General features: G+C 56.3%; 25 protein-coding genes and 1 riboswitch. Of the genes, 9 read left to right on the top strand and 16 right to left on the bottom strand.

Annotated features, from left to right (window positions below):
• Positions 1-86: 86 nt before the first annotated feature.
• Entirely contained in the window at positions 87-878 is a 792-nt protein-coding gene (gene trpA, locus MED193_RS17520) for a tryptophan synthase subunit alpha (protein ID WP_009811095.1), read from the top strand.
• Positions 879-1,020: 142 nt separating this feature from the next.
• On the top strand, positions 1,021-2,187 hold the full coding sequence (locus MED193_RS17515) for an alpha-hydroxy acid oxidase (protein WP_009811094.1): 1,167 nt from the start codon (positions 1,021-1,023) through the stop codon (positions 2,185-2,187).
• Between the two features lie 12 nt (positions 2,188-2,199).
• Here MED193_RS17515 and MED193_RS17510 read toward each other — a convergent pair whose 3' ends face one another.
• Together MED193_RS17510 and MED193_RS17505 are read right to left on the bottom strand one after the other, a co-directional pair.
• Complete coding sequence (locus tag MED193_RS17510; protein ID WP_009811093.1) at positions 2,200-2,898, bottom strand: HTTM domain-containing protein; 699 nt, start codon at positions 2,896-2,898, stop codon at positions 2,200-2,202.
• 5 nt (positions 2,899-2,903) lie between these two features.
• A complete protein-coding gene (locus MED193_RS17505) occupies positions 2,904-3,329 on the bottom strand; it encodes a hypothetical protein (RefSeq protein WP_009811092.1) in 426 nt (141 codons plus the stop codon).
• 276 nt (positions 3,330-3,605) lie between these two features.
• Between MED193_RS17505 and MED193_RS17500 the strand changes: the two genes are divergently transcribed.
• The 5 genes from MED193_RS17500 to MED193_RS17475 all read left to right on the top strand — a co-directional run bounded on the left by MED193_RS17500 (position 3,606) and on the right by MED193_RS17475 (position 7,688).
• A complete protein-coding gene (locus MED193_RS17500) occupies positions 3,606-4,235 on the top strand; it encodes a 50S ribosomal protein L25/general stress protein Ctc (RefSeq protein ID WP_009811091.1) in 630 nt (209 codons plus the stop codon).
• Positions 4,236-4,824: 589 nt separating this feature from the next.
• Positions 4,825-5,571, top strand: coding sequence for an aminoacyl-tRNA hydrolase (pth, locus tag MED193_RS17490; protein ID WP_009811089.1), 747 nt, complete (start codon positions 4,825-4,827; stop codon positions 5,569-5,571).
• Between the two features lie 77 nt (positions 5,572-5,648).
• The gene (locus tag MED193_RS17485) at positions 5,649-6,812 is read left to right on the top strand and encodes a serine hydrolase (protein ID WP_039966347.1); all 1,164 of its coding nucleotides are present in this window, start codon (positions 5,649-5,651) and stop codon (positions 6,810-6,812) included.
• Positions 6,813-6,822: 10 nt separating this feature from the next.
• On the top strand, positions 6,823-7,212 hold the full coding sequence (locus MED193_RS17480) for a DUF2237 family protein (protein WP_009811087.1): 390 nt from the start codon (positions 6,823-6,825) through the stop codon (positions 7,210-7,212).
• 155 nt (positions 7,213-7,367) lie between these two features.
• Positions 7,368-7,688: an antibiotic biosynthesis monooxygenase gene (locus tag MED193_RS17475; RefSeq protein ID WP_009811086.1), complete on the top strand. Its 321-nt coding sequence runs from the start codon at positions 7,368-7,370 to the stop codon at positions 7,686-7,688.
• A gap of 87 nt (positions 7,689-7,775) precedes the next feature.
• On the opposite strand, the gene trpB is transcribed toward MED193_RS17475, so the two are convergent.
• The 5 genes from trpB to rpsA form a co-directional block, all read right to left on the bottom strand.
• Positions 7,776-9,035, bottom strand: a complete 1,260-nt coding sequence (gene trpB, locus MED193_RS17470) for a tryptophan synthase subunit beta (RefSeq protein WP_009811085.1) — start codon at positions 9,033-9,035, stop codon at positions 7,776-7,778.
• Positions 9,036-9,177: 142 nt separating this feature from the next.
• Positions 9,178-9,828 (bottom strand): phosphoribosylanthranilate isomerase, encoded by a 651-nt coding sequence (locus MED193_RS17465; RefSeq protein WP_009811083.1) that lies wholly within the window; start codon positions 9,826-9,828, stop codon positions 9,178-9,180.
• A 9-nt stretch (positions 9,829-9,837) separates the two neighbouring features.
• Positions 9,838-10,188: a lipopolysaccharide assembly protein LapA domain-containing protein gene (locus MED193_RS17460; RefSeq protein ID WP_009811082.1), complete on the bottom strand. Its 351-nt coding sequence runs from the start codon at positions 10,186-10,188 to the stop codon at positions 9,838-9,840.
• Positions 10,189-10,473 carry an integration host factor subunit beta gene (ihfB, locus tag MED193_RS17455; RefSeq protein ID WP_009811081.1) on the bottom strand — a complete coding sequence of 95 codons (285 nt, stop codon included), beginning with the start codon at positions 10,471-10,473 and terminating at the stop codon, positions 10,189-10,191. It abuts the gene before it with no gap.
• 413 nt (positions 10,474-10,886) lie between these two features.
• The gene (gene rpsA, locus MED193_RS17450; RefSeq protein ID WP_039966346.1) at positions 10,887-12,563 is read right to left on the bottom strand and encodes a 30S ribosomal protein S1; all 1,677 of its coding nucleotides are present in this window, start codon (positions 12,561-12,563) and stop codon (positions 10,887-10,889) included.
• A gap of 396 nt (positions 12,564-12,959) precedes the next feature.
• On the opposite strand from rpsA, the gene MED193_RS17445 reads away from it, so the two are divergent.
• Positions 12,960-13,724: a hypothetical protein gene (locus MED193_RS17445; RefSeq protein WP_009811079.1), complete on the top strand. Its 765-nt coding sequence runs from the start codon at positions 12,960-12,962 to the stop codon at positions 13,722-13,724.
• Positions 13,725-13,772: 48 nt separating this feature from the next.
• Here the strand turns inward: MED193_RS17445 and MED193_RS17440 are convergent, their stop codons facing one another.
• Positions 13,773-14,405, bottom strand: a complete 633-nt coding sequence (locus MED193_RS17440) for an NAD(P)H-dependent oxidoreductase (RefSeq protein ID WP_009811078.1) — start codon at positions 14,403-14,405, stop codon at positions 13,773-13,775.
• A gap of 259 nt (positions 14,406-14,664) precedes the next feature.
• Between MED193_RS17440 and MED193_RS17435 the strand changes: the two genes are divergently transcribed.
• Entirely contained in the window at positions 14,665-15,105 is a 441-nt protein-coding gene (locus MED193_RS17435; protein ID WP_009811077.1) for a BLUF domain-containing protein, read from the top strand.
• Here MED193_RS17435 and MED193_RS17430 read toward each other — a convergent pair.
• From MED193_RS17430 to lnt, 8 genes are all read right to left on the bottom strand, one after another.
• On the bottom strand, positions 15,102-15,713 hold the full coding sequence (locus MED193_RS17430) for a d(CMP) kinase (protein WP_009811076.1): 612 nt from the start codon (positions 15,711-15,713) through the stop codon (positions 15,102-15,104). The genes MED193_RS17435 and MED193_RS17430 overlap by 4 nt on opposite strands.
• The gene (locus MED193_RS17425; protein WP_157041401.1) at positions 15,710-16,186 is read right to left on the bottom strand and encodes a hypothetical protein; all 477 of its coding nucleotides are present in this window, start codon (positions 16,184-16,186) and stop codon (positions 15,710-15,712) included. Before MED193_RS17425 ends, MED193_RS17430 begins: the two co-directional genes overlap by 4 nt.
• A gap of 32 nt (positions 16,187-16,218) precedes the next feature.
• Positions 16,219-17,565 carry a 3-phosphoshikimate 1-carboxyvinyltransferase gene (gene aroA, locus MED193_RS17420; protein ID WP_039966345.1) on the bottom strand — a complete coding sequence of 449 codons (1,347 nt, stop codon included), beginning with the start codon at positions 17,563-17,565 and terminating at the stop codon, positions 16,219-16,221.
• 120 nt (positions 17,566-17,685) lie between these two features.
• Positions 17,686-18,462 (bottom strand): tRNA (guanosine(46)-N(7))-methyltransferase TrmB, encoded by a 777-nt coding sequence (locus MED193_RS17415; RefSeq protein ID WP_039966997.1) that lies wholly within the window; start codon positions 18,460-18,462, stop codon positions 17,686-17,688.
• A gap of 142 nt (positions 18,463-18,604) precedes the next feature.
• Entirely contained in the window at positions 18,605-19,318 is a 714-nt protein-coding gene (locus tag MED193_RS17410; protein ID WP_009811072.1) for an ATP-dependent Clp protease proteolytic subunit, read from the bottom strand.
• A 95-nt stretch (positions 19,319-19,413) separates the two neighbouring features.
• Positions 19,414-20,274 (bottom strand): bile acid:sodium symporter family protein, encoded by an 861-nt coding sequence (locus MED193_RS17405; RefSeq protein WP_009811071.1) that lies wholly within the window; start codon positions 20,272-20,274, stop codon positions 19,414-19,416.
• 108 nt (positions 20,275-20,382) lie between these two features.
• Positions 20,383-21,564, bottom strand: a complete 1,182-nt coding sequence (gene metK / locus MED193_RS17400; RefSeq protein ID WP_009811070.1) for a methionine adenosyltransferase — start codon at positions 21,562-21,564, stop codon at positions 20,383-20,385.
• Positions 21,565-21,570: 6 nt separating this feature from the next.
• Positions 21,571-21,619, bottom strand: a riboswitch (SAM-SAH riboswitch).
• Positions 21,620-21,680: 61 nt separating this feature from the next.
• Entirely contained in the window at positions 21,681-23,261 is a 1,581-nt protein-coding gene (gene lnt / locus MED193_RS17395) for an apolipoprotein N-acyltransferase (protein WP_039966344.1), read from the bottom strand.
• Positions 23,262-23,263: the final 2 nt, after the last annotated feature.

Here is a 23,263-nt window from a genome sequence, read left to right as displayed (position 1 = left end):
GCAAAACGCAATTGAGCCCTGCGGCGGGATTGATTTCCCTTGCAACTTTCGGCACACCGGAGCGGTAAGTTGCAAGAGGCCCACTGATGACCCGTATTGACGCAAAATTCGCCGAACTCAAAGCCGCCGGCAAAAAGGCCTTTGTGTCCTATGTTATGGCTGGCGACCCAGACTATGATCGCTCGCTAGAGCTGGTAAAGGGCCTGCCCGCCGCTGGCGTCGATATCATCGAACTTGGCCTGCCCTTTACCGATCCCATGGCGGATGGCCCAACAATTCAGCTGGCAGGTCAGCGGGCGCTAGATGTCGGCATGACCTTGGAAAAAACCCTTCAGCTGGCAGCAGAGTTCCGCAAAGAAGACAGCACCACCCCCATCGTTTTGATGGGGTACTACAACCCGATCTACAATCGAGGTGTCGAAAAATTCCTGGTGGATGCCAAAGCCGCGGGCATCGACGGGTTGATCGTGGTCGATCTCCCCCCAGAAGAAGACGACGAGCTCTGCATCCCGGCGCAACAAGCTGGTTTGAACTTCATCCGTCTGGCGACCCCGACCACGGACGACAAACGCCTGCCTACCGTGCTGCAAAACACGTCTGGCTTTGTCTATTATGTTTCTGTGACAGGCATCACCGGTGCTGCCGAAGCCCAGGCAGGCGACGTCGGCCCCGAAGTGGCCCGGATCAAAGCCTCCACCGATCTGCCGGTCATCGTTGGCTTTGGTATCAACACACCGGAAAAGGCACAGAATATCGCCTCGATCTCAGATGGAGCTGTCGTTGGCAGCGCCATCGTCAGCAAAATGGCTGATAGCCAATCCGTTCCCGATACATTGGCCTTTGTCAAATCGCTCGCGGAAGGCGCCCATAAAGGGTAGTTTTAGCGGATTTTGATCCTGCTAGACTGGGCCGCACCTTTGGGTGCGGCCTTTTGCATTTTGCGCTGGGCCACTCAGAGTGTTGCAGTAAGAGGTATAAATTGGTAAGGAAACCTTACCACATCAAAACGAGGGTTCATCCGTGCCGGTCATCACCAATATCCAGGATCTTAAACGCATCTATGAGCGGCGCGTGCCGCGGATGTTCTTTGACTACGCAGAAAGCGGCAGCTGGACGGAACAGACTTTTCGCGAGAACACCTCCGACTTCGAGCAGATCCGCCTGCGCCAACGCGTGGCCGTGGATATGTCTGGGCGCAGCACGGCCGCCAAGATGATCGGCGAAGATGTCTCAATGCCAGTGGCGCTTGCCCCGGTGGGTCTTACCGGCATGCAACATGCTGATGGCGAGATCAAAGCAGCCAAGGCCGCCGAAGCCTTTGGCGTACCCTTCACGCTCTCTACCATGTCGATCAACTCGATCGAGGATGTCGCCGAGGCCACAAGCAAGCCGTTCTGGTTCCAGCTTTATACCATGAACGACGAAGACTATGTGCGCCGTCTGATCCAGCGGGCCAAGGACGCCAATTGCTCGGCCCTGGTGATTACGCTAGATTTGCAGATCCTGGGCCAACGGCACAAGGATCTGAAAAACGGCCTGTCCGCGCCACCAAAACTGACGCCCAAGACCATTGCCAATCTGATGACCAAATGGGCCTGGGGTATTGAAATGCTCGGTGCCAAACGGCGCGAGTTTGGCAATATTGTCGGTCATGTCGAAGGCATCTCCGATGCCTCCTCATTGGGGGCCTGGACCTCTGAACAGTTCGACCTCTCGCTGGACTGGGGCAAGATTGCCAAGCTTAAGGAGATGTGGGGCGGCAAGGTGATCCTCAAGGGCATTCTGGACGCAGAAGACGCCAAGATGGCCGTCAAGGTCGGGGCTGATGCCATTGTCGTCTCCAACCATGGCGGACGGCAGTTGGACGGCGCGCTCAGCTCAATCCGCATGCTCCCACAAATCTTGGATGCCGTTGGCGGTGAGGTTGAAGTCATCCTGGACAGTGGCATTCGCTCTGGCCAGGACGTGTTGAAATCCTTGGCCATGGGCGCTGATGGCACGATGATTGGCCGCGCCTTTGTCTATGGGCTGGGTGCCATGGGGCAAAAAGGCGTCACCACGGCGCTGGAGGTAATCCAGAAAGAACTGGATACCACCATGGCACTTTGTGGCGAGCGCAGCGTCGAAAATCTCGGGCGACACAATCTGTTGATCCCAAAGGATTTTGAAGGTGATTGGCAGGACTAATCCTGCCCCCACCTAGCCAAAAATCCGGTCCTGAAACCAGATCAGGGCCGGATAGGCACAAAGCCAGATCCAGAAAAACCGGTTCAGGCCAAAGAAACAGGCGTTGGAAAAATGAAACCCGGCAGCGCAGAGCAGCGCCAGCTTTAACGCTACAGGATCCAAGAGCGAGAGCGGAAAGACCAGCTCGAACAGGATCACCGCCCAGCCCATCACAAATAGAAAACGCGGTTGGTCGGCCAGGCGCCTCAGTCCCTCACTCACTGGATAGGCCGAAAAGCGAAACACATCGCACAAGGCCTCGCCGCGCCGCCACTCTGGATTCACCAGCTTAACCCATCCCGAGACAAAGTAGGACAGTACCAACTGCACCGCCAAATAGGACAGGGCCATCTCCTGCCAAAACGGTGTCGGCGCCATATGGGCCAGGCTCAAGCAACTGAGGATCAGCATCGTCATCTTGTCACTGCCACCATTATAGGGCCCCTGATAACGCCAGAGCATCGCAAGGCTGATCCCCCAAAGCCCCCAGACCGGCCAGGCACCGCCGACCCCCAGGCCCATGACAACGCAGAGTATTAGGCGTGGCACAAAGATCATCCGATCCCCCCGCGCCAAATGCTCCAGACTTTGCTGCGCTATGGCAAAGGACAGCAACACCTGCATCCAGCCCATCGCCTGCGCCGCTGTAAGCCCCTGCTGAAAAACGTCCATAACACTCACGCTGACGCTCCCTTCAGGCTGGCCAGAGATACCGGAGCACTTTCATATTCCACCAATTTGACGATCTGCTTGCCCTCACGCGACAAAAACACAAGCCGAAACTGCAAGTCCCCTGACCCAGCAGGCAGGGCCTTGGCAACCCGCAGATTGATCTCATCAATGCTATGCTGACTTGGCGCCTCGATCAGCCGCTCAGAACAGCTGACCAGATACAACTGCTCGTTCCAGTCAGGGTTCCACAACATCCGGCCTAGGATTTGCCACCCTCCCAGGTGCTCCGGCCGAGGGCGATCCTCCTGCCACCTGCCCTTGCTCTCGCCCGAAATCAGGCGATATTCAATCCGCGGCGAAGGGGCCACGGTCTTGAAAAACCGCCAGGAAGGGATCACGGTCGGCAAAAACAGAGCAAAAAGACGCAGCACCTTGGCAACTCCAGAACAAGAATACAGTGTTCCAGATTAGCCCAGGGCTTTTAAAACTTCCTTTTTCTGTCTCTCTTTGTCAGTCCCCGCTCTGCCCGGCTTCATTTGGCGAAAAATATCCCAGGGGGAGGCCCTGGGCCGGGGGGCAGCGCCCCCAATTTTTATTCGCTGACCAACTGTCCTCTTGCGGGAATCCCCAATCCCCTGTAAGGGCAGGCCTTCACGTGGGGTGACAGCCTTGGAGGCACCCTACTCAGACTATATTGGAGAATACAAATGGCAAAAGAGATTCCTGATCTCGTCGCCGAGGAACGTGCGGGGACGGGCAAGGGCGCCGCTCGCGCAGCACGTCGTGCTGGCATGGTTCCTGGTGTTGTTTACGGTGGTGACGCGGATCCGCTTTCGATTCAGATCCCATTCAACGTCCTGTTGAAAAAACTGAAAGCTGGCAAGTTCAAGTCCACCCTGTGGAACCTGAAAGTAGAAGGCCAGGAAGACGTCCGCGTGATCTGCCGCGACGTTCAGCGTGATGTTGTCAAAGATCTGCCAACTCACCTCGATCTGATGCGCCTGCGCCGCACTTCGGAAATCAACCTGTTCATCCCGGTTGAATTCATCAACGAAGACACCTGCCCTGGCGTCAAGAAAGGCGGCATGCTGGCCGTGGTTCGTCCCGAAGTCGAACTGGTTGTGACCGCTGGTGACATTCCTGAGAAGTTGACCGTTGACCTGGCAAACAGCCAGATCGGCGACGTGATCACCATCTCGTCGATCGAACTGCCTACAGGCGCGCGTCCCACAATCGACCGTGACTTCGTTATTGCAAATATTGCAGCACCCGGTGGCATCTCTGCCGCAGATGAAGACGAAGAAGGTGGCGAAGAAGAAGCTGCCGCAGAAAGCTAAAATCATCTCCCTTTAGGGATGTGATGAAACGGGGTCCTTTGGGGCCCCGTTTTGTTTTTTTGGTAGCATTTCGAGGGTATTTGCACCGAACTTCTGACGGGTCCCCCTTCCTATCTGCACACAATAAAAACTCCCATAATTCCGCAAAAACTGTCCAAAAAAAGGGACAAGCTCTAAACAGAATCCTCGCAGCTGCACACCACTCGTTTGCACTTTATCGCCAGACTTCTCCTACATACGTAAGGGGTGATGTGTGATGTTGGATAGGCTAGAACAGGAAGAAGCAAGACTGCGCAGAAGGCTGTTGTTCAGGATTTTACGGGGCTTCAGCTTTGATGCCCCAAAATTTGGCGGCGAGACCATAACGGATCCTATTCCGCCCCAACTGCTGGGCAAGGATGCGGACTATTTGCTCCCACAGCGCGGTGCCTAAGTGTGGTCCGCAGGTATAGGCGCGTCATTTCATTGACTGCCGATTGCTGCTCTGGATTTTTACAAATAATCTGGTCATACAGCCTTAATGACAGCGACTGGGCTCCCGGCGGGCAGCTGCGTTGCTGCACGGGCTAAAGATGGATTGAGACAGGCGATGAAACTCTTGGTAGGGCTCGGGAACCCCGGTGCCAAATATGCCCGCAACAGGCACAATATCGGCTTCATGGCACTGGACGAGATCGCTTCAGATCATGGGTTTTCGCCCTGGAAGACCAAATTCCAGGCCCAGATCTGTGAAGGCACCCTCGGCGGCGTCAAGGTTCTGTTGCTTAAGCCGCAAACCTTTATGAATCTCTCTGGCCAGTCGGTTGGTGAGGCTATGCGCTTTTACAAATTGACCAGCCAGGATGTCACCGTCTTACACGACGAATTGGATTTGGCACCTGGCAAATGCCGGGTCAAACAGGGCGGTGGGCACGCAGGTCACAATGGGCTGCGCTCGCTGCATTCCCATATCGGTGCTGATTATGGCCGAGTCCGGCTAGGCGTGGGGCATCCGGGGCACAAAGATGCGGTTGCTGGCTATGTACTGCGGGATTTTCCCAAAGCCGATGAGGCCTGGCTAGATGATCTGCTGCGCGGTATTTCAGATGGGGCTGTTGCACTCGCAGCCGGTGATAGCGGCAAATTTATGAACGCCGTGTCCCTGCGTGTCGCCCCCCCGCGCAGTTCTACCGGAACAAAGCCCCACAAAGACAAATCCTCTGCCAGGCAACAGGCACCGCAGCAAGCATCCAAGCAGCCCGTAGAAAAGCCAACTGTCACGCAGGACAGCGACGATACAGAGCCACAGCCTGATCAACGTTCCCCTCTGGAAAAGCTGGTCGACAAGTTCAATTAACCCGAGGCTTCCGCCGCGTCCTTCTTTGTCCCCTGCCCTTCTCGGTTTATGACTAGAAAACGAGGGAGGCAATGGACATGAAGGACCATTTCAAACGACTACTGCGAGCGATGGTGGTTTTTGCTATCATTCTGGCGGGCTTCGGGATTTGGAAACGCGAAGAAATCCAGCGGCTCTGGGCGGTGAATTCGCTGTTCACAGCTGACAAGATCGTCAGCAATTTTTCCAATATGGATGCGGCTTTTCTGACAACCCCGGTGGCACGGGGCAGCGGGCCTGTCAGCGCCCTCCCGACAGGGAGCAAAATGACACTCCCGCTGGAAACCGAGGCCTGGATCAAAGACCGGGCGGTCACCTCTCTTTTGGTTATGAAAAACGGCGAAATCCGGCATGAAAGCTATCATCTGGGCACCTCCGCCGAGGATCGCCGGATCTCCTGGTCAGTGGCCAAAAGCTACCTGTCAGCGCTCTTTGGGGTGCTGCTGGAGGAAGGTGCCATAGCTTCAATCGAAGATCCTGTAACCAAATATGCCCCTGAGCTGAAAGGCAGCGCCTATGATGGTGCCTCGATCCGCAATGTGCTGAACATGGCTAGTGGCGTCACCTTTGACGAAGACTATCTGGATTATGACTCCGACATAAACCGTATGGGCCGCGAAATCGCTCTGGGCGGCACCCTGGATCAATTCACCACCGATCTGAGCGAGACCTTCGCCAGCCCAGGCGCGCGATGGCAATATGTTTCGATTGATACTCATGTCATTGGCATGGTCATCCGCGGGGCCACGGGCCAAAGCATCGCCAGACTGTTGCAGGACCGGATTATCGCGCCCTTGGGGCTGGAGCAGGATCTCTACTATGTCACTGACGGGGAGGGGGTGGCCTTTGTGCTGGGCGGATTGAACATCACCACCCGCGACTATGCCCGCTTTGGCCTGATGATCGAACAGGATGGGCTCTACAACAGCCAGCAAGTGGTTCCGGCCGATTGGATCGCCGCCTCCACCACGCCCTCGGCCCCGACCAAGCCCGGAAAGATCGGATATGGCTATCAGTGGTGGATTCCGGTTGGCGCCGAGACCGGTGAATTCATGGCGCGGGGCGTCTATGGCCAATACATTTATATCGACCAGGCCCGTGATGTTGTGATTGTCAGCACCGCTGCAGATCGCAGGTTCCGGGAAAAGGGGGTAAACGAGATCAATATCGAAATGTTCCGAAAGCTGGCCCAAATGCTGTAGACTGCCCTGTATGAAACAGGACCAAAGCATAAACGTATTGGGCGGGGCGCTTGCGCCCTGCTCAAATCATCCCCTCACTGGCTTCTTTCGCGATGGCCATTGTAACACCTGCGCTGAGGATCAAGGCAGCCATACTGTCTGTGCAGTGATGACAGCTGAATTTCTCGCTTATTCAAAATATGTCGGCAACGATCTGTCAACGCCGCGCCCGGAATTTGGCTTTGGTGGTCTAAAGCCTGGTGACCGATGGTGCCTCTGCGCCAGCCGCTTTCTACAAGCCTCAGATGAGGGCTGCGCGCCGCTTGTGTGTCTAAACGCGACCCATGCCCGGGCCGTTGAAATCGTGCCATTCCCCTTGCTGCAAGCCCACAGTGCCGACGATTCAAACAGCCAGATCTAAAGCAGCCAGGATCTCTGGCGACATTCATGCGCTTGCCACACCTGAGCAATTGACCAGCGCCCGGTTTCTCAGCTATGGCACTGTGGTAGCCAGCAGATGCCGTCCCCTCGGGCGTTGAACGCCAGCCTGTTTTTCCATCAGATCAGGACACTGGCATGAGCTACATCGCTATGAACCGCTTCAAAATTCGACCCGGGCGTGAAGACGACTTTGAAAGTATATGGAGAAATCGCGAATCTCACTTGAGCGAGCTCCCAGGGTTTCGCGAATTCCGCCTGCTTAAAGGCCCGCAAACCGAAGAATTCAGCCTCTACTCCAGCCATGTAGTTTGGGATAGTCACGCAGATTTTGACGCTTGGACCAAATCGGAACAGTTCCGCGCCTCGCACCGCAATGCAGGCAAGCGCGAAGGCGAGAGCCCAATCATGGGTCACCCGCAGTTCGAAGGCTTTGAAACGGTCCTGCACGAAGCCTGATCAGGCCCGCAAATAAAAAGGGCCGACCCGGCTACCCTGGATCGGCCAAAATCTTTAAGTGTCTGCGCAGTGCCTCGCGCCGAGGATTTACTCCTCGAAGGTACGGCCTTCTTCGGTGTCGGACATGTCAAAGCCCAAATGCTTTGCGACGGTAAAGACGTCCTTGTCTCCGCGTCCGCACATGTTCATCACGATAATATGGTCTGCGGGCAGATCAGGTGCGATTTTCATGACATGGGCCAGGGCGTGGCTCGGCTCAAGTGCAGGGATGATCCCTTCCATGGCGCAGGAAAGTTGGAAGGCCTCCAGCGCCTCCTTGTCAGTGATCGATACGTATTTAGCACGCCCAGTGTCGTGCAGCCAGGAATGTTCAGGCCCGATACCAGGATAATCCAAACCGGCAGAGATCGAAAAACCCTCCTGGATCTGGCCGTCTTCGTCTTGCAGCAGATAGGTACGGTTGCCATGCAACACACCTGGGCGACCACCGGTAAGCGAGGCACAGTGCTGCATCCGGTCGTCAACACCTTTCCCACCGGCCTCGACGCCGATGATATTGACGGATTTGTCATCCAAGAAAGGGTGGAACAAGCCAATAGCATTGGAGCCACCACCGATGGCAGCAATCAGCGTATCTGGAAGACGGCCCTCGCCCTCCTGCTCCGCCAGCTGCCAGCGAACCTCTTTGCCGATGATCGACTGGAAATCACGTACCAGCGCCGGGTAGGGATGTGGGCCAGCTGCTGTTCCGATACAATAGAATGTATCGTTGACGTTGGTCACCCAGTCTCGCAGGGCGTCGTTCATGGCGTCTTTCAGAGTTCCACGGCCAGAGGTTACTGGGATCACTTCGGCGCCCAGCAGGCGCATGCGGAATACATTTGGTGCCTGGCGCTTTACATCATGAGCGCCCATGTAAACCACACATTTAAGGCCGAACTTGGCGCAGACTGTTGCCGTTGCAACCCCGTGCTGACCAGCGCCGGTTTCGGCAATGATGCGGCTCTTGCCCATGCGCCGTGCCAGCAGGATCTGCCCCAAGACATTGTTCACCTTGTGTGCGCCGGTGTGGTTCAGCTCGTCGCGCTTCATATAGACCTTGGCACCGCCCAAGTGCTCTGTCAGGCGCTCAGCAAAATACAGCGGGCTGGGACGGCCAACATAGTGCTTCCACAGGCTATCCATCTCTGCCCAAAAGCTGGGATCATCCTTGGCGCGCTCATATTCCTCCTCCAAGCTGAGGATCAGCGGCATCAAGGTTTCCGAAACAAATCGTCCGCCAAAGATGCCAAAGCGGCCCTTTTCGTCAGGTCCATTCATAAAGCTGTTGAAGAGATCGTTTGCCATGGTTCTTCCCCTTGTCGCGACGCTGGTTCCAGCGCTCGATATGACTAGCGCGCACGGGGCAGCGGGTAAAGAGAGGCAGGGCAGGATTCTGTCTGCCTGACCTTAGATTTACTGATCCGGTATAAAGCCAGGCAAAAGCCCGTCAGGCAGCAGAGCGGGCCGCAGCATTGAACTGGGCTATCAATGCTGCGTCTTTTTGCCCAGGCGCGGTCTCAACACCTGATGAGACATCGACCTGGCGCGCCCCGGTCATACGCACAGCCTCGGCCACATTATCGGGGGTGAGCCCGCCCGCCAGCATCCAGGGCCGCTGCCAATATTTGCGCCCTGCCAACAGCCGCCAATCAAAGGCCAGCCCATTGCCACCTGGCAGATCGGCATTCTTGGGCGGCTTGGCATCAATCAACAGCTGGTCAGCAACCTGGGAGTAGAGATCGATTTGTGGCAAATCCTCAGCCCCAGCAACACCGATGGCCTTCATTACCGGTAAGCCATAGCGCGCTTTCACCTGCGCGACTCGTTCAGCGCTCTCGCTGCCATGCAACTGCAGCATGTCCAGCGGCACGGCATCGGTGAGCGCGTCCAGCAGGGCATCATCGGCATTCACCGTCAACGCGACCTTACACAGGCCAACCGGCGCCTCCAGCGCCAGGTTTACAGCCTGCTCAATAGAGACGTTGCGCGGGGATTTTGGAAAGAACACAAAGCCGACGTAGGCGGCACCCGCGGCGGCAGCCGCAGAGACATCCTGCGGGGTTTTCAGTCCGCAGATCTTTACCCGTATCGCTGTCATTCGCCTTACTCAGCTAGCCTCTTCCAGAAGGGCAAGAACCTCGTCTTTACCTTCATGCTTTTGCTGCTTCAGCTTCTTCACTTCGCGCGCAAGCTTCTTGACCTCGCGTGTTTGCGTGCTGGCAGCGCGGCGATGCTTGTGCTCACGTAGCCACTCCCACACAAACCCGACGGCCAGACCCGCGCCCAGCCCCCCCAGAACCACGATGAAGAGGGGCAATGAGATCGATGGATTTATCCCGACAAATTCAGCAACTGCATCAGGCAATAGCTTCAGGGAAACGATCGAACGGTTTGCCACACAAACCGAAACCAGCAAAAGTCCTAGAGTTCCCAGGACAGCGTAGCGAATATAACGCATTTAGGCCTTTCCGTTCAGGCGATCCCTCAAGAGCTTACCGGTCTTGAAGAACGGAACATGTTTTTCTTCAACTTGGACAGTTTCACCGGTTCGGGGATTGCGGCCAACCCGCGAGTCCCGTTGCTTTACAGAGAAAGCACCAAACCCGCGCAATTCAACCCGGTCACCCCGAGACATTGCATCAGTCACTTCCTCAAAAACCGTATTCACGATCCTTTCGACATCCCGCTGATACAGGTGCGGGTTTTCGTCTGCAATCTTCTGAATCAATTCAGAACGGATCATACTTCCTGCCCTCCCAGATGTACGCAAGCCTTTGTCGGCTAACGACAACTATAGGTCCAAAAGCCCGCCCTAGGAACCAAAACAGAGGCCTTGCAACTGAATTTTGCCCTGCAAAATTCGTCAAACGACCAAAAATTGTCGGTTTCTCTGCCGAAAAGCACATAAAGAGGGGCAGCTTTTGTTTGAGAAGCCCTCGCACCCGTGGTCCCAGAAGTAATTGATTCGCAATTGGTTATCGCAGCAGGTCTTCCTGGTGGAACATTAGTCAGCCTGGAAAATGCAGCAGGGCCAACGCCCCTTAGCCCCTGCCCTGCACCTAAATTTGGAGTGGTGGAAATCCGCCCAAAAGCAAACGGCCCCACCAAAAGGTGAGGCCGTTTTTGGATTTTTCAACCTGATAACCAGGCCAGAACTTAGTCGTTGTTCAGTGCTGCGCCCAGGATATCGCCCAAGCTTGCGCCGGAATCCGAGGAGCCATACTGTTCAACTGCTTCTTTTTCTTCCGCGATCTCACGTGCTTTGATCGACAGGCCCAGACGACGGGTCTTGCTGTCGACATTGGTGACGCGAACATCAACCTTGTCGCCAACATTGAAACGCTCAGGGCGCTGCTCGGCACGGTCACGGGACAGGTCGGAACGACGGATGAAGCTCTTCATGCCTTCGTATTCGACCTCGATGCCGCCTTCTTCGATGGCAGTGACGTTCACGGTGACAATGGAGCCACGCTTCACGCCGCCAACGGCTTCTGCGAACTTGTCGCCGCCCAGGGCTTTGATCGACAGGGAGATACGCTCTTTTTCAACGTCCACTTCGGAGACAACGGCCGAAACCATGTCGCCTTTGCGGTAGTTCTGGATCGCATCTTCGCCGCGCTCGTCCCAAGACAGGTCTGACAGGTGAACCATGCCGTCGATGTCGCCTTCGAGGCCGATGAACAGACCGAATTCGGTGATGTTCTTGACTTCGCCTTCGACCTCGGTGCCCTCGGGGTTGCTCTCGGAGAACACTTCCCATGGGTTACGCTGAGTCTGCTTCAGACCCAGGGACACGCGACGCTTGGAACCGTCGATTTCCAGAACCATGACGTCAACTTCCTGCGAAGTAGAGACGATCTTGCCGGGGTGCACGTTCTTCTTGGTCCAGGACATTTCAGAAACGTGGACCAGACCTTCAACACCGGGCTCCAGCTCAACAAATGCACCGTAATCGGTGATGTTGGTCACACGGCCTTTGTGGACCGAGGAGAGTGGGTACTTGGCGCCAACCAGATCCCATGGATCTTCCTGCAGCTGCTTCATGCCCAGGGAGATACGGTGGGTATCTTTGTTGATCTTGATGACCTGAACCTTGACGGTTTCGCCGATCGCCAGGATTTCGGAGGGGTGGTTCACACGACGCCATGCCATGTCGGTGACGTGCAGCAGGCCGTCTACGCCGCCCAGGTCAACGAATGCACCGTATTCGGTGATGTTCTTGACGACACCGTCAACAGAATCACCCTCGGACAGTTTGCCGATAACTTCAGCGCGCTGCTCGGCGCGGGACTCTTCGAGGATCGCACGACGCGATACAACGATATTGCCACGGCGGCGATCCATTTTCAGGATCTGGAAGGGCTGCTTCAGACCCATCAGAGGGCCAGCGTCGCGCACGGGGCGGACGTCAACTTGCGAACCTGGCAGGAAGGCCACTGCGCCACCCAGATCGACTGTGAAGCCACCTTTGACACGACCAAAGATCGCACCTTCGACGCGTTCGTCGTCGGCATAGGCTTTTTCCAGACGGTCCCAGGCTTCTTCGCGGCGCGCCATCTCACGAGAGATAACAGCTTCGCCACGGGCGTTCTCAGCGGAACGCAGGAAGACTTCTACTTCATCGCCGACTGCGATTTCAGGAGCTTCGCCAGGGTTTGCGAATTCTTTAAGGTCAACGCGGCCTTCCATCTTGTAGCCTACATCGATCAGGGCCTGGCCCGCTTCGATCGCGATAACCTTGCCTTTAACAACGGAACCCTCATTTGGGGTGTCCATTTCGAAGCTTTCATTCAGAAGGGCTTCGAAGTCCTCCATAGATACGTTTTGAGCCATGAGGTCTCAGGTTTCCTTTACAAAGTTTTCTGGCCGTGCGGTTGTCTCCGCCGGTCTTGGGGTTTGGTCGCATGGGGCGTGGCACAAAGACATCTGAAACAAACAAACACAAAGGGCCGGAACTTGCCCCGACCCTGCTCAGATTGCCATTCGAGCGTTAGCCGCCCCTATACTGACAGCGCGGCTTATACGGGCAATACCCTCTGCAATCAAGCCCAAAGCCCCTTAGGGCGGCTCCTCAAACAGCCAACCGACCGAGTATTGAGGGTTTTGCGAAGTTCTTACGCTTGATTGCGCAATATGCATTTACCGAATCCCCCCCCCCCCCCGAAGGCACAATAAGGCGATTACCGGAAGGTATTTTCGCCTTTTGATTGATTTATTTGGGTGAACAGCATGATTTTTACAGAAAGAGAGATTCGCGATGCACTGAAAGAGGAACCAGAACAGACGAAGGTGATGATCGAAGCCAATGCTCTGGAGCTTCAAAACAAAACGCTTGTGGCCGAACGAAGGCACAACCTCCGTTCCTTTCTTACCCCGGTCTATGTCGTTATCGTGAGCGGGGTGATCAGCGTTGGAGCGAGCATCTATGTTTCGAGTATGGAAGCCACTGCCCGCATGAACTTAGAAGATCGCAAATCTACTGCGCAGAGGGATCTTGAGGGACTAAAAGCTAAAAATCTCATCGATTTGGAGCGCGAGAGGGCAGAGGCCGAGTTTGCGCAGCAAGCTTTTGTTCAAAACGACCTCAACCAGACAGCCAATGCTTTGCGATTTTGGGTCGAGGCTGGGGTCCTGCGCAAGGAGACATACGGCAATATCGATCTGCTTGTTGAACGATATGCCCCCAGTACGAGCACACAAACACAAGCCGCTGCTTCCTCAGATTCTGTGTTGCTAATGCTAGGTTCTGACAGAACTCTAGAAGCAGCACAGTATCACAAATCCCAAGTCATCGACGACGACAATGTCATCGTTATAGAAAACAGATCCCGATATCGGACAGCTCTTCTTTTTGACACTTTGGCAGAAGCCAACGCCCATCGTCAGACATTGACTGAACAGGTTAGAGCTTATGAACCCTATCCTATTTACCTAAGCGACTTCTGCCCGAACTGGCCGGATAAGCCCAGTGCGAACGGGGTCTATTTCTGTTAGGTAATTCTGATGAGTGAGGCCACCTTCACAGGTGGCCTCAACTCAACATTAGTCGAGTTCGGTGACCAGGGTTGTCAGCGGCTTGCGCACCTTCTTCATTGGCAGCAGCCAATCGCCTTCCTCGGCGCGGTAGCCCAGCGGCAGGAGCAAGACAGAGCGCAGGCCCTTTTCTTTGAGGCCAAGGATCTCATCCACCTGGGCGGGATCAAAGCCTTCCATCGGGGTGCTGTCCACTTCCAGCTCGGCTGCCGCCGCCATGGCAAAGCCCAGCGCGATATAGGCCTGGCGGGCCGCGTGGGCGTAGTTTTCCTCGGCGGTGCGGGGCAAATACATGGCTTTCAGATTGTCATAGTAACCTTTGAGCAGGTCATTCATGCCGCCGCGCTCGGCCGCCATCTGCTCGACCACCGCGTCAATACGTTCTTCGCTATAATTGTCCCAGGCTGCAAAGACCAAGAGGTGCGAACCATCGGTGATCTGCGCCTGGTCCCAGGACACGGGACGGATCGCCGCGCGGATGTCCTTGTTGCGGATCACGAAGAGCTCAAAGGGCTGCAGGCCGCTGGAGCTGGGTGCCATCTGCACGGCCTCGACAATCTTGGCCACCTTGTCTTCGGGAACCGCCTTGTTGGGGTCCATCTTCTTGGTGGCATAGCGCCAGTTCAGCTTATCTAGAAACATCGTCTTTCCCGTCATTGGAAGGTTTGTGTGGCCTTATATCGGAACTAAACCGTTCAGTTCAATATCTACCCGCCAATTATCTGCATGTGCGTTCCAGATCCTGCTCCACCGGATAAAGCGCGCCTGGAGATTTCCAGAACGTTACGACTGCAAACCTCCGCAAAACTCGCAATCCTGGGCTGTATTCCAAAAGGAAACTCGGAATATGCTCCCTAAAACTAGAGAGACGAAATTGACTTAAGCCATCAGGAAGCGCCCCATGCATCACCTCGCATATACCATTTACCAGAGTACCGCGCTGATTCGAGCCTCCTCAAAAGAGCACAACAAGATTCTGAAGGCCTGTCAAAAGCACAACCCTGACAATGAAATCACCGGGTTTCTACATCGGGAACAGGGCTTTTTTCTACAGTACCTCGAGGGACCACCTGATGCGTTGAACGCAACCATGTTTCGCATTGGCATAGATTTCCGGCACAACAACCTACAGGTTCTGGATACCGGCACCTTAGACCGACGTCGCTTTCCAGATTGGCAAATGGGGTTCGTAAACGAAGGCCAGCTCTCGCTATGCGACCTGCTTGATGTTGGCCCGGATAGGCTTAACCTCAAAGCAGAAGATCCCTTTGATCTGGTGGTCTTTATGACCGCAAACGCCGATAGCCTGCGCCACGACATATCCGAAATGGCTATACTCTAGCGTCGAACTTCGATCTCGCGCAAAGCGGCCTTCACTGCATCTTCAATGGCCAGATCACTGGTGTCGATCACCACGGCGTCTTCTGCCGGTTTCAGCGGAGCCTCAGACCGGTTCATATCGCGCTCATCGCGGGCCCTCACATCTGCCAGAACCTCTTCCAGCGTTTCCGCCTCGCCTTTGGCGGAGAGTTCCAGGAACCGGCGCTGCGCGCGCACTTCGGCGCTGGCAGTGACATAGAGCTTCACCTCGGCATAGGGGCAGATCACCGTGCCGATGTCGCGCCCGTCCAGAACTGCCCCACCAGCCCGACGGGCAAAGGCGCGTTGAAAATCGACCAGGGCGGCACGCACCTCAGCAATCACCGCCACCTTGGAGGCCGCCTGCGCCGCCTCGGGGCCGCGCAGATCATCGCGTTGCAGATCCTCTGGCGTCAGGTCCTGCGCCGCCGTGATAGCCTGCATGCCTTCCAGCACTTTCACCCCAACCGCGCGGTAGAGCAGCCCAGTGTCCAGATGCGCCAGCCCCAATTCAGCGGCCACCGCTTTGGAGATTGTCCCCTTGCCCGCTGCCGCAGGCCCGTCGATGGCAATGGTGAAACTCTGGCTCATGTCTTCTTCCACTTCTTAAGGCCTGCCCGTGTGGACAAGACCAGCACGATCACAAAGGCGCAGCTGTCCAGAGCGGACTTCAGCATTGTCATACGAGAGGCCGCGAAAATCGCATGCGCTTGGATATCTCCCGCGAGAAGGCCAGACACAAGATAGTTTTCCAGGTAGTCCGACGCGGTTGCCGCCAGAATAACGCCAATAAACACGGCGCGCCACAATCCTGACCGAACCAGCCACAACACCGGACCGATCAAAGAAATGCCCAAAAGCGCTGGATAGAACAGGTCCAAAACGCGCTGCGGTCCAGTGTACAGCGCCCGCCCCTCGGCACTCAGAGCGGTCAAAAAGGCACGCGCTTCCGCTTCGCTATAGCCAAAAGGCCGTAGATCAAAGGCTGGCAGGGCACCAGCCTCGCGCGCGATGGTCGGCAGGGTCCAGAGCACCATCGCCGCGTAGACAGAAAGGGCGGCCAAAACACAAAGCCAATATGCTGAGCGCCAGCTCATCATCCCTGTGACAGTTTGGCGCCAAGGCTGGTCATCAATGGCTCGAAGATCGGAAACGAAGTGGTGATCGGATTGCCGTCATCCACCGTAACGGGGCGCTGTGCTCCCATCCCCATGACCATAAAGGACATGGCGATCCGGTGATCCAGGAAGCTTTCGCAGATGCCGCCGCCAGGAACCCCATCCGGGCCGAGACCTTCGACAGACCACCAATCCTCACCCTCATCTACGGTGACGCCATTGGCCCGCAGCCCCCCCGCCATCGCGTCAATGCGGTCGCTTTCCTTAACGCGCAGCTCTTTGACGCCCGCCATCATGGTTTTTCCAGTGGCAAAGGAGGCCACAACCGACAAGACTGGGTATTCATCAATCATGGAGGCCGCACGGTCCGGCGGAACTTCGATCCCCTTCATATTGGGCGAATACTTCGCCCGCAGATCGGCCACCGGCTCGCCGCCCTCTTCACGTGGGTTCTCGAATGTCAGATCCGCGCCCATATCCTGCAGGGTGTAAAACAGACCGGCACGGGTGGGGTTGAGGCCAATGCCTGGCACCAAAACATCCGACCCTGGTGTAATCAGCGCCGCGCAGACCGGAAAAGCCGCCGAGGAGGGATCGCGTGGAACGGCAATCTCTTGCGGTTTCAGCTCAGGGCGCCCGGTGAGCGTAATCACCCGGCCCTCCTCGCTGTCTTCCACGGTGATCTCGGCACCAAATCCCGCCAGCATGCGTTCAGAGTGGTCGCGGGTGGCTTCCTTTTCGATCACCACGGTTTTTCCCGGCGCATTCAGCCCCGCCAGCAGTACTGCGGACTTTACCTGCGCCGAGGGCACCGGCACCACATAGCGTACCGGAGTTGGCTCTGCTGCGCCGACGATGGTCATTGGTAGACGGCCACCCTTGCGACCCACCGCCTTGGCGCCAAAGAGCGCAAGCGGATCAGTGACACGCGCCATGGGGCGCCCATTGAGGCTGGCATCGCCCGTAAAGGTAACGGTGATCGGCGAGGTTGCCATGCACCCCATGATCAGCCGCACCCCAGTGCCGGAATTCCCACAGTCTATCACCTGACCCGGTTCCGCAAAGCCACCGACGCCAACGCCGTAAACCGACCAATTTCCGCCACCATGGTTGACAACCTCAGCGCCAAAGGCCTGCATTGCCTTGGCCGTGTCGAGTACATCGTCGCCTTCCAACAGCCCAGAGATCTTAGTCTCGCCAATGGCCATAGCCCCCAGAATAAGTGATCGATGCGAGATCGACTTGTCACCTGGCACCTCTGCGACGCCCGTTAGAGGCTCAGCACGGTGGGAGGTCATCGGGATCGGGGTACCGTGTCCGGACATGGGGCTTCCTTTGTCTATGTCGTATCAGGCTGCCTGGTGCCAGCCTGCATATGTTTCCGCTATCGGTACCGAATTGCGATCCAAGCGTCCAGCACAGATCCCGGCCCTGTTGGCGCCAGCCTATCCGAGCCGACGGAACGTCAAATAGGTTGGAGCACGCCCTTCGCGCAGCGCTTTTTGCTCATACCGTGTGGAGATCCAATCGCCCCAGGGTGCACGCCAATCCGCAGCCTCAGAGGCCAGCCATTCAAACCCAGCCTTGGGCACCTCTTCCAAGGTCTGGCGAACGTAGTCAGGAATATCTGTTGCAACCCGGAAAATAGCTCCAGGTTTGAGACAGCGCGCCAGAGGCTCAAGATGTTCTTGCGTGACAAACCGACGGCGATGGTGGCGAGTCTTTGGCCAGGGATCAGGATAAAGCAAAAAGGCCTTAGCGATGGATTGCGGTGGGATTACATCCATCAGATCGCGGGCATCACCAGGATGTACAGCGATGTTCTCGCAGCCAGCCTTGCGGATTTTACCGAGCAGCATGGCAACCCCATTGATAAAGGGTTCGGCACCGATGATACCAACATCCGGATTGTTGCTGGCCTGATGCACCAGATGCTCGCCACCGCCAAACCCAACCTCAAGCCAAGTCTCACGCCCGCCAAACAACACGTCGAGATCCAGCGGGTTGCGATCCGGGTTTTCGTCCCAGCCGACGGGGCCCGGGCTCAAAGCTTCGAGATCTTCGGCCAAGTAGCGCCGCTGGCTGTCCTTAAGGGTCTTACCGCTGAACCGGCCATAGAAATTGCGCCAGGGCGCGCCGCTAACATGGGCGCCGTTTTCAGGCGCACCGCTTTGAGGGCCAGTGTCATTACCAGCCTCAGGGGGCGTTTTCTTTTCGGCCATGGCAGGGCTACTTTCTTTGTTCAGGCGCAGACTTTGGACAGAAGTGATCAAAGCGGCCTTTACAAACAAAGCCCCTGCGCAGTTGGCCGCTCATCTGCCGTAAGCAGCGCCGCAGGTCAAGAGAAGCGCCCCCTTGGGGCGGTTAACGCTGCTTTTTCTCTTCCAGTATCGCAGCCGGCAACTCCACCGAAATCTGATCGACCTCCCGTGGCCGCGCAACAATGCCCGGCACAGCGTCACGCAACACCCCAGAAGCAGTCAGTTCTTCCTGCGATGGATACCAGACCTCACGCGCCCCGGCCTGCATAGTCGTCACCACAAAGGCCGGATCCACCCCACGCGAGACCATGTAGAGCTGATGTGCGTGAATTTCGGCCTGGGTATCAGCATAGATCCAAGACCCAAACTCAAAGGGCGTATCCCATCGATTGCGATCTCGGTTCCTTCGATAAAAACGCTGCACCGCTTCGGCCGCCCAACTGCGCTGGTGAAAGCCAATTTTCGCCCCCCGCGCCATATGCCGCCGATTTCCCGCCAAAAAGATATCCACACAGGCGCTGGTACATTCGCCTTCAACATAGGTATCTAGCTGGTATTTCATCACAATCTCAGCCATCTCAGTTCCAGCATGAACGCTGCCGCCACTGCTGTTGAGCTGTAACTCCTTAATCTCGAGGTTCTTTCTCAGTGACAATTTCAAAGCCCGAATATCATCATCCAGGATCTCGCTGTTGTTCTTCTCAGTGTCATAGATCAAGATCGAGCCCTTGACCTCGAATTTGTCCGAGAGAGGCTCTTTGGCCCAAAGTGAGATCGGCCCCAGTACTAAACTGGCGGTGACAAGAGACCTGATCATCGTGCAAATTCTCATGGCTAGACCTAATCCGTAGTATACCCCCCCTAGCATGACTCGCGGGGGCACTCTGGGCCAAGGGTAAATTCGCCCTGGCATCACCCCTTGGGAAAGACGGCGCGCAGCAAAAACATCCCTGGAATCGTTACGATGTACATGGTGATCCCGTAAACCGCCGCAGGAATGGCATATTCAGGGATACCGCCCGTTTGCGCCACGAGCCCCGCAACCGCAATGCCAAGCGCCGCGTTTTGCACCCCCATTTCAATCGAGATGCAAAGCCCGTCGCTCCCCTTCAGCCCTAAAAGAGCGGCACTGCACATTCCCAATAGCAACAACAGCAGATTCAACCCAATGAGAACCGGGCCGAGCTGGCCAATGCTTGCGATGAACAGCGGCCAATTGCTGATCAGGGCCACAGCCACGATGACCACAAACAGAAGGGTCGCTATCAAGGAAACCGTCTTTTCCGTCCGGATCGCAAAATCAGCCTTCAGGAACCGCACCAACAGGCCAATCGCAACCGGCACGGCGGTGATCGCAAACATCGATATGCCAATACTTGTCACATCCACTTCGGGTGCGGCCTCTCCCAGATAGCGACCGGCGGCCCAGATAATCAGCAATGGCACCGTAAGCACCGAGAGCAGGCTGACAATGGCGGTCAGTGTAATGGACAAGGCAACAGTTCCGCCCACCAATTTGGTCAGAATATTTGAAGTCACCCCGCCAGGGCAAAAGGACAACAACATGACACCAAAGGCCAGCGCGGGCGGCAGCTCAAACACCATGAGCGCCAGAAAAGCCACAACAGGCACCGCAATGACCTGCAGGAAGATCCCCGCCAGTACCGCTTTGGGCATGGAAAAAACGCGGCCAAAATCAGCCGGCGTCAGTCCATAGCCCAATGAAAACATGATAAAGGCCAGCGACAATGGCAGCGCCACTTCGATAAGCATCCGGAAATTCCTCCCTCGTTAGAGGCAAACCGTGGCATAGAATGGCAAAAGGGCCAAAGCTTTCCGTAACGGAAGGCTTTGACCCCTGTCATTGAGCTGTTGCTTGTCTTAGAGCGCTTTTTTAAGCACCTCGGCCAAGTCGGTACGTTCCCAGCTGAAGCCGCCATCGGCATCAGGTTCGCGACCAAAGTGACCATAGGCCGCGGTGCGCTGATAGATCGGTTTGTTCAGACCCAGGTGCTGGCGAATGCCGCGAGGGGTCAGATCCATGGCCTGATCGATCGCCTTTTCGATGGCCGCTGGGGCGACTTCACCGGTGCCATGGGTATCAGCATAGATCGACAGCGGCTTAGAAACACCAATCGCATAAGACAGCTGAATGGTGCATTTCTCAGCCATGCCAGCGGCGACAACATTCTTTGCCAGATAGCGTGCCGCGTAGGCCGCAGAGCGGTCAACCTTGGTTGGGTCTTTACCAGAGAAAGCACCGCCACCATGCGGGGCAGCCCCCCCGTAGGTGTCAACGATGATCTTGCGCCCTGTCAGGCCAGCATCCCCATCCGGGCCACCGATGACAAACTTGCCAGTTGGATTCACATGCCAGATGGTCTCATCCGTCAGCCAGCCATCAGGCAGGACTTCGTGGAAATAAGGCGCAACAATTGCACGGATATCTTCAGAGCTCAGATTTTCATCCAAGTGCTGGGTGGAGAGAACCAGCGAGCTGACACGAACGGGCTTACCATCTTCATAAACCACGGAAAGCTGCGATTTGGCATCTGGCCCCAGTGCAGGCTCTGTGCCGTTCTTACGCACCTCAGCGAGGCGCCGCAGAACCGCGTGGCTGTATTGAATAGGTGCGGGCATCAACTGCGGGGTTTCGGTAGTGGCATAGCCAAACATGATACCCTGGTCGCCGGCGCCTTCGTCTTTGTCAGCCGAAGCATCCACACCCTGAGCAATATGCGCAGACTGTTCATGCAGCAAGTTGGTCACTTCCACGGTCTCGTGGTGGAATTTGTCCTGCTCATAGCCGATCTCTTTGATGCAAGCGCGAGTAATCGCGTCGATCCGGCCCATGTAATCATGCAGCTTGTCCTGATCGGACAGCCCCACCTCACCGCCAATGACGACGCGATTGGTAGTTGCAAATGTTTCCGCAGCTACGCGGGCTTCTGGTTCTTCGGCCAAAAAGGCATCCAGAACAGCATCCGAAATCTGATCACAGACCTTGTCCGGGTGGCCTTCAGAAACGGATTCCGAAGTAAAAGTAAAGTTCTTACGAGACATGAAAAATGCTCCATTGGGTTAACCTCGTCACGTCAGGAAGCCGTTGTGAGAGGACTTCGTACCAAGTACGCGGGGATGATCTAGAGGTCAAATACTAATCCCTAGATGTTAACCCGCTATGAGCGTTCTGCGGATTTACGCCGTTGTTTCATCGCCCCCAAAACCAGGACAAGACAAAAGAAAAACAGCGGGTAATCTCCGGTACGGCTATAAATAGTCGCAGCTAGCGCCTGTGGCAGAAAGGCATCGATTACACCGGCTTGCCCCAGCGCAATTGTCTCGCGCAGCCTGCCGTAAGGATCGATCATTGCCGTGATGCCCGTATTGGCCGCACGCAGCAATGGCAGCCCCTGCTCTGCTGCACGCATGCGAGCCTGTACCAGATGCTGATAGGGACCGGATCTGGTGCCAAACCAGGCATCATTGGTGATCTGGATCAGCATATCAGGGCGCGACGGCGCTGCATTCACATCCCTTGCAAACACAGCCTCATAGCAGATCAATGGCAAGGCCTTGCCGATCCCCAAATCCATCAGAAGGGCACCGGAACCAGCAGAATAGCCAGCGCCGCTTTGCGCCGCAAAACCATAGATCCCAAACCGGGCCATCAGATCGCCAAAAGGCACATATTCCCCAAAAGGCACCAAATGCGATTTGTCGTAGATCTGATCAACGCGGCCCTGGGCCTCGACCAAAACGGCAGAATTATAATAGCGCCCCGCTTCGCGCCGCTGGATCCCCAGCAGCACCGGCACGCCTGCAACCCGCTCTGAAATCGCAAAAAGTGTCTCATCAGCATTGTTCAACAGCTGCGGCACCGAGGTTTCCGGCCAGATGATCAGATCTGGCTCGAATTTCGTGGCAAGAGCAAAAGGTTCGGCGTTCTGAGCAAGTTGGTTCCCTCCGGTCTCGCTCAGCTCAATCGCTTGACGGACAAAGTCCCAACGCCTTTCGGGCAGCCATTTTTCTGCCTGAGGTGCATTGGGTTGCACCAAACGCACCAAATTTGAGGTCATGCCCGGCTCAGGCAGGCGTGGCAGAGCATAGCCTGTCAATGCAACCGCCAACACAGGAGCAACCGCCAGTAAGGGCCTCCTGCGTACCAGTGACAGCGGCAACGTCACCGCAAGGGTCAGCATAGATAACCCCTGCCCTCCGACCCAGGGCAACAACTGCGCCGCAGGGGTATCTATCCAGAACTGCCCAAATCCTGCCCAGGGAAAGCCAGTAAACAGATAGGCTCGTGCCAGCTCTGCCAGGGACCAAAACGCGAGCAACATCACAAGCCGCCTGCCATCTTGCCGCCCCTCCTGTCTGCCGCTCGAAAGGCTGCGCTGTCCGCTGTCAGGACTCCAGCGCACCGCCAACCCAAAGCCACAGGCCCAGAACAGCGCTAGCCCGGCCGCTAGAAACACCAGAGCAAAAGGCGCCATCCAGGCATAGCGCTCCGCATCGATCTGAAAGGGCTCGACAATCCAGGACAGGGCAAAGCTAAAATACCCAAGCCCAGCCAGCCAACCTATCGCTGCCGCCTGCAAGGGCGACCGCGCCCAAAGCGTCAGCATTCCCAGGCCAGCTAGGGCCAGTGGTAAGCTCAACAGGATATGTAGCGGAGCCAGCGAAACCGACAGCAGGGCCCCAAGACCAAAGGACGAAAATCCAGCAACCCAGCTCGACCTTTGTCCAGCTGCGCGCAAAC

The sequence above is a fragment of the Roseobacter sp. MED193 genome (genome assembly GCF_000152965.1).
Lineage (GTDB): Bacteria > Pseudomonadota > Alphaproteobacteria > Rhodobacterales > Rhodobacteraceae > Pseudophaeobacter.
The sequence above is the reverse complement of the archived record's forward strand: the minus strand, read 5'-3'. Positions and strand labels throughout refer to the sequence as shown.